We start from the raw sequence: 6,083 nt of genomic DNA on the forward strand, positions 1-6,083 counted from the left end.
CACGAGTGGTTCGGCGACGGCACACGCGAAGGTCTGCAGCGTGCCACCACCAAGTGGGACCTGCGGCCCAACATGCTGATGCTCAACGACGCCCTGGGCGTGCTGAGCAGCGGTCAACGCATGTTCCTGTCCGCGATGGTGAGCTTCTACAACTCCCGCGAGGGCGGCGCGATGCTCAAGCGTTGCGGCTTCGAGGGGCTGTCCGACTTCGGCGGCCTCGATCTGGAACGGCGCCAGGTCATCGCTGATCTCACGCTGCACTACAACGGCTGGTGAACCGCGCCTGGCAACCCACCGTCCTTTCATCCCACCCCACGAGGGACATGCGTCCCCGTTCGGGGCCATGTCCCTCCTTCCTTTCGCAGGAGCGGCCATGTCCCGAATCACCATCTTCCACTGACCTGCACCGCCCGCCACCAGGGCGGCCCGACGCCGCGGCCGGCTGACCGGCTGCCACTTCATCCACTCGCTGGGGTTCAATCCCCGGCAGGGGATTGCCTCGGCCATCCTCTGCTGGAGCAATCCCATGTCTCATTCCAAAAACCCCTTCGTCCGCGGCTACGGTGGCCTGTCCGTGCAGCGGCTGCTGGCGATTTCCTACGACGACGACTGCCCGCTGAGCTATCTGCCGCTGCACGTCTCGCAGTCGCACCTGCCGGACAGCCAGGTCGAGCGCCATGCCTGCGTCTTCTGCGACGACTTCGCGCTGATCACGGAAGGCCAGAACGTGCCGCCCGAGCTGGACGCGCAGTGCCCCAGCCACGGCATCGCCCGAAACGTCGTCTACGCCGTCATGGCCGAAGAAGCCGGCAAGCCGCTGCACGTCGGCGACACCTACTCCGAGGAAGCCGCGCGCGAGGTGGTACGCCGCCTGCGCTTCGAGACCGGGTTCTACAGCCGTGCTTGGGAAATCAGTTCGGCGCACATCACCGAGGAGGCCGGCCGCTTCCTCGCCGAACTGGCGGACATCGCCACGCCGAGCGGTTTTCTGTTCGTCGCCTTCCGCATCCCGTACAGCCCCGCGATCGGCGTGAAGTTGATCGCCACCCCCTGGACGAATGCGAACCTGCAGCATGTCGAGGGCATCACCGCCGAAGAGCTGCGGCAGGAGCACCGGGCCAAGGGCGTGCCGGAGTCCCTCGTGGAAGTGTTGCACCTGGCTGCGCTCGCCGACGTTCGCATGTTGGTGTTCGATGCCGACGCGCCCGTGCTGGACGGGCTGACGCTCTACGACGACGAGTAACCCGCAACCCATTCGAGCCCCCACGTCGGGGCTCTTCTTTTGCGCGGAACGCGGTGCCGGCGCATTGCCGATTCCCAACGGACGGTCGCCGCCATGTGCCGCACGCTGGCCGCATGTTCGCTGGCGTTGCCGGCAGTATGCCCAGGCAGTCGAGACCTTCGAGACTGCGGCGCGGTTCGCCGTGCTGGTTGCTTCGTTCTCCGGGCGCACCCGCGTCCATCCACCTCACCCTCAAGGGACCGACCTCCCTTGCAGGCGGGAGTCCCTTGGTTGCCACAAGGAGTCTCCCCATGGATACGCAAGCCATCCGCGCACAGATGCCGGCGCTCGTCGTCGGTCATGTGCCTTCCAACGTCCGTTCGTTCAAGTTCAACATCTTCGACGGCCAGCCCAAGGTTTCGACGCTGGGCTTTCACATCGACCCGAAGCCATTCGAGGGCAAGGTCATCGCCACCACCGACGAGGCCATCGTCGTCAAGACGGGACGGGCCGAGTTCGCGGTACTCGATCGCACGCTCGTGACCGAAGTGCCCGACGAGGGCGCCAAGGTGCAGGTCGAACCCTATGTCAGACGCCGCTTCGACGGTCAGCGGGCGGACACGCCCGAGGAGCAGACCGAGTTCACCGCCGACGGCCAGCCCTACACGGTGAAGCGGTTCGTGCTCGGTTCCGCACCGGCGAAGCTGCCGATCCCCGAGCCGCGCTGCCCCGAGCTGCAGGAACTGATCGACCAACTGGAGCAGTTGCCCGCTCCCGACGGCTTCCGGCGCATCACCCACATGCTGGTGGATGCCGGTGCGCGGGACATCACCTGGGTCGATCCGCTGCCCGCCGACACCATCCGCACGCCACCGGCCATCGGCTTCACCGTCGCCACGATGAAGTTCCAGGGTCGCGTCACCGTGCTGTATGAGCGTGGCCTCGACCTCTACGCGGTGGAGCTGCACCGCGCCGGCGAGCTGGTCGAACGGGTCGATGAGGTGTTCTTCGACACCCTCGGCGAGACGCTGGAACGGCTGATCGACGACGGGAGCTGGAGACGCATCCGCGTGCAGTGCCTGTCGGGTCGCAAGGCTGTCCGGCACTGACCTCCCAGCAGCTTCCCGCCTTCGCGGCGGGAAGCCTCTCTTCCTGCCTCCCTGGAGATCACACCCATGACTGTTCGATTCAAAGGCACGGAGCTGCGGCCCGTGCTCGCCGAAGCGGTGGCGAATCAGTGCCGCGTCATCCTGGTCAAGGATCACGGCGTGTACTTCCTGCCCGAGCGCGGCGAGCGCCGACCCGATGGTCGCCAGAAGACCATCGCCTATGCCGCCGGCTGCAACCCGGATGTCGATGCGTTCGATGACTGGTGGGAGCTGGCGCGCGCCGAGTTCGGTGGCGACGACCTCGGCGAGTTCTTCGATCCGCAGGAGGGCGTGTTTGCGCGCATCCTGCACAGCGAGGACGACCTCGACGTGTCCGCCACCGCGACACACCTGTCGCTGCAGGCGGTTCCTTCCACGCCCAGCGGCAACTGACCGCCCATCCCTGGCCCCCGCTCCGGGGGCCTCTTTCTTCCCGGCAATGCGGACAGCCGCGAGTGCCGATTGCCGCTCGCCTGCGCGCCGTCCTGGCGCCACGCTTCCGGCCATGTTCCGCTGAGGTCCGTCAGCGACATGCCCAGGCAGCCACGATCTTCAAGGCTGCGACGCGGTTCCGACCGCGTTGATCACTCCAGTTCGCACCGGCATCCATGCGCGAACGGCCATCGGTTCTCGATGGCGATGCCTCCAAGCTGTTCCATCAACCCACGCGGGGGTTCCACACCTTCCCCGCCTTGGGTCGGGTGTGTCTCCGCCTCATTGTTCCCAGGAGATTCACCATGACCACTTCCACCGAAAAATCCTACTTCGATCTGCACATCACCGGCCTCGGGTATCTCAATCGCATCCGCGAAGTGAAGCCCAAGAAAGGCGATGCGTTCCTGGCCTGCGACATCGCGGCTCTGAACGGTCCCAGCGATGACGTCTCGTATGTGCGTTTCGACACGCGCGTATCGGGTTCGGAAGCGCAGCACCTGGTGCGCCGCTGCATTCAGGCGGTCGACGCCGAGAAGAAGGTGATGATCGGCTTCCGCCTGGGCGACCTGTGGACCGACACCTTCACCTACTCCAAGGGCAAGCGTGCCGGCGAACAGGGGGTGAGCCTCAAGGCCCGCCTGCTGTTCGTCAGTTGGATCAAGGTCGACGGCAAGCTCGTCTACAAGGCCGAACCCAAGCCGACCGATGCCGACGCGCGCGACGCGGAAATCCCCGAAGCTTCCAACGCGTCCGCTGCGCAGCAAGCCTCGGTACAGGAGCCTTCCAACTCCACCGCCGAAGCTTCCGACGATGCCGATGCCCCCGCATTGGCTGCCGCCGAGTCGTTCTGATTCGCAAGGCCCCGTTTCCTGGGGCCTCGGCTTCTCTTCGTCAGCAGGAGACCTTCATGATCACCCTCCCCGGCCAACTGGCCATCAAGACGATCCATGGTCGCAACGGCGACTTCAACGTCGGCCGCCTCGCGACTTCTATCGGCGAGTTCGTCGTGAAGAACGCCGAGCTCGACCAGTACGCCGAAGGCAAGTACGAGGGCGATTTCGTCATCGCTGAGATTCGCCCCTCAACGTACAGTGCCAACGGCCGAATGGTCATCGAAATCCGCGCCCTTCTGGGCGGAATGACGTTGTCCAACATCGACGCCCTGAGCCGCGACGAAGCCCGCCGGCTGAGTCCGCAGGAAGTCGACCCGATCGACGAGGAAGCGCAGGCTCCCGCGCCGGCCGCACCCAAGGCGCCGGCCAGGCCGAAGTCCCGCAACCCGCGCGATCCTCTGGTCGATACCACGCCGTTTGGCAGCGCGCCGGCCGCTGCATCCCCCGAGGCCACGGCCGACGCGGATGACGCGGCGCTGTTCGGTGCGATCTGGCCGCTGGGCGAGATCGTCAAGCTCGACGCCACTGTCGATCGCCGCATTCTGCGCCAGCAGCGCGACCGGCTCGGTGCGCTTGGCTATGAGTTCGCTCCGCTATCCCAGGACTGGCATCTCGCCAAGGCCTGATTCCAACCGCCGCGCCAGCGGCGTTCCACCACCCACCGGGGTTCCTTCCCCGGCGGGGCGGGGCTCCGGTCTCTTATCCAAGGAGATCGTCATGCAACTCGCATCCCGCTTCGCTTATCGTTCTCCGGTGCTGCGGTCGAATCACCCGCTGTCGGATGACCAGATCCGCACCGTCGCACCCTCCATCTACGCGGACACCCCGCACGAGAGCCGATCCGAACGGTACAGCTACATCCCCACGGCGGCTGTGCTGACTGAACTGCGCAAGGAAGGCTTCCAGCCGTTCATGGTGTGCCAGACCCGCGTGCGCCAAGAGGACCGCCGCGATTACACCAAGCACATGCTGCGCCTTCGCCACGCAAGTCAGATCAACGGCGCCGAGGCCAACGAGATCATCCTGCTCAACTCGCACGATGGCACGAGCAGCTACCAGATGCTGGCGGGCATGTTCCGCTTCGTCTGTCAGAACGGCCTGGTGTGCGGCGACACTTTCGCCGACGTGCGCGTACCCCACAAGGGCAATGTCACCGATCACGTAATCGAGGGCGCCTACGAGGTGCTGCATGGGTTTGAGCAAGTGCAGGACTCGCGCGACGCCATGCGTGCCATCACACTCGACGACGGCGAGGCCGAGGTCTTCGCCAGATCAGCCCTGGTCCTCAAGTACGACGAACTTGGCAAGACCCTGCCGATCACGGAAAGCCAGGTCCTGCGCCCCCGTCGCTTCGACGATAACCATGCGGACCTGTGGTCCACGTTCAACCGGGTCCAGGAGAACCTCGTCAAAGGCGGCTTGACCGGCCGTAGCGCCAACGGGCGACAGCAGCGCACCCGGCCTGTCCAGGGCATCGATCAGAATGTCCGGCTCAACCGGGCACTCTGGCTGCTCGCGGAAGGCCTGCGTAACCTGAAAGCCTGACCCCCAAGCGGATCGTGCTCATCGTTCTCCGACCTCAACAACGTGCAGATTGCGGACCTGATGTCAAAATTCCTGGCCGACAAACATCTGGATTGATCGTTGCTTTAGTTGGCAGACTGTTCGATCGTCCGCTGACGAACGCCTCTTCCTGAGGCACGCGCGATACGCGCCGGGCATATATCAGAGCGAACCGGCCCTTTGACGGGCAGCAACTTTGAGAAGCTGAGCTTTCGCTTGTGGCCGAAGTCTGCATTTGACCCGCCCGGGTTGCCGAACCGCGCTACAGCGAACTGGAGCGAAGGTACTGATAGCCAGCGCCCTCCTCAGGGTATCGGGGCCAAGCGGGCAAACAAGGGCACACTGAAAAGCGGTTTTTCGCTACGGCCCATTGATCACCTGAAGCAATCTGTCCCCATGTCCGTCGGCGTTGCCGACAACATGCCCAGGTAGCCAAGACCTTCAAGGCTCCGGTGCGTTGCGGCGCACAGGTCGTTCTCTTCGCCAAGCCGTTCCCGGCGCTTTCTTCCACCCCTTGGGGCAGCGACTGCCCCGGCGGGCCGTGCTGTCTCCGATTCCTTCGAGGACAACACCATGCCTGCTACCCATTCTTCCAAGACGCTGTATCGCATCGACGAATGCCCCGACCTGATGGCCGACGGCTGCATCGGTGACGAGAACGGCAACCTGGTTTTTCTCTCCATCTGGGCGCGCGACACCGCCGTTCAGGAGTTCCTCGCCCGCCTGACCCTCGGCCGGGATGAACAGGGACTGGATCAGTTCCACGTCATCACCGAGCAGGGCGCATCCATCCCGGTCTTCGTCGGCAACGTCGAGAACCTG

General features: G+C 64.9%; 7 protein-coding genes and 1 pseudogene. All 8 read left to right on the forward strand.

Translation table 11 applies throughout. The features are described from left to right. A partial coding sequence (locus tag ROZ37_RS21860) for a hypothetical protein (protein ID WP_312662832.1) occupies positions 1-276 on the forward strand: 276 nt, incomplete at its 5' end. 250 nt (positions 277-526) lie between these two features. Beyond that, positions 527-1,243, forward strand: coding sequence for an ABC transporter substrate-binding protein (locus tag ROZ37_RS21865; protein ID WP_312662833.1), 717 nt, complete (start codon positions 527-529; stop codon positions 1,241-1,243). A 290-nt stretch (positions 1,244-1,533) separates the two neighbouring features. Continuing rightward, complete coding sequence (locus ROZ37_RS21870; protein ID WP_312662835.1) at positions 1,534-2,331, forward strand: GTPase; 798 nt, start codon at positions 1,534-1,536, stop codon at positions 2,329-2,331. A gap of 66 nt (positions 2,332-2,397) precedes the next feature. After that, entirely contained in the window at positions 2,398-2,763 is a 366-nt protein-coding gene (locus ROZ37_RS21875; protein ID WP_312662836.1) for a DUF3085 domain-containing protein, read from the forward strand. Positions 2,764-3,107: 344 nt separating this feature from the next. After that, positions 3,108-3,656 carry an STY4534 family ICE replication protein gene (locus ROZ37_RS21880; protein ID WP_312662837.1) on the forward strand — a complete coding sequence of 183 codons (549 nt, stop codon included), beginning with the start codon at positions 3,108-3,110 and terminating at the stop codon, positions 3,654-3,656. 56 nt (positions 3,657-3,712) lie between these two features. Next, positions 3,713-4,324, forward strand: coding sequence for a DUF3275 family protein (locus ROZ37_RS21885; protein WP_312662838.1), 612 nt, complete (start codon positions 3,713-3,715; stop codon positions 4,322-4,324). A gap of 91 nt (positions 4,325-4,415) precedes the next feature. After that, the gene (locus ROZ37_RS21890) at positions 4,416-5,243 is read left to right on the forward strand and encodes a DUF932 domain-containing protein (protein ID WP_312662839.1); all 828 of its coding nucleotides are present in this window, start codon (positions 4,416-4,418) and stop codon (positions 5,241-5,243) included. 591 nt (positions 5,244-5,834) lie between these two features. Next, positions 5,835-6,083, forward strand: a pseudogene (locus tag ROZ37_RS21895) (hypothetical protein); the annotation flags it as partial.

Origin of the sequence: Aromatoleum sp. (assembly GCF_032027225.1) — a bacterium.
Taxonomy (GTDB): domain Bacteria; phylum Pseudomonadota; class Gammaproteobacteria; order Burkholderiales; family Rhodocyclaceae; genus Aromatoleum.

Excerpts from the sequence above, each read along its gene's own strand:
- ROZ37_RS21865 (WP_312662833.1), top strand. The coding sequence starts at position 527 with ATGTCTCATTCCAAAAACCCCTTCGTCCGCGGCTACGGTGGCCTGTCC.
- ROZ37_RS21870 (WP_312662835.1), top strand. The coding sequence starts at position 1,534 with ATGGATACGCAAGCCATCCGCGCACAGATGCCGGCGCTCGTCGTCGGT.
- ROZ37_RS21875 (WP_312662836.1), top strand. The coding sequence starts at position 2,398 with ATGACTGTTCGATTCAAAGGCACGGAGCTGCGGCCCGTGCTCGCCGAA.
- ROZ37_RS21880 (WP_312662837.1), top strand. The coding sequence starts at position 3,108 with ATGACCACTTCCACCGAAAAATCCTACTTCGATCTGCACATCACCGGC.
- ROZ37_RS21885 (WP_312662838.1), top strand. The coding sequence starts at position 3,713 with ATGATCACCCTCCCCGGCCAACTGGCCATCAAGACGATCCATGGTCGC.
- ROZ37_RS21890 (WP_312662839.1), top strand. The coding sequence starts at position 4,416 with ATGCAACTCGCATCCCGCTTCGCTTATCGTTCTCCGGTGCTGCGGTCG.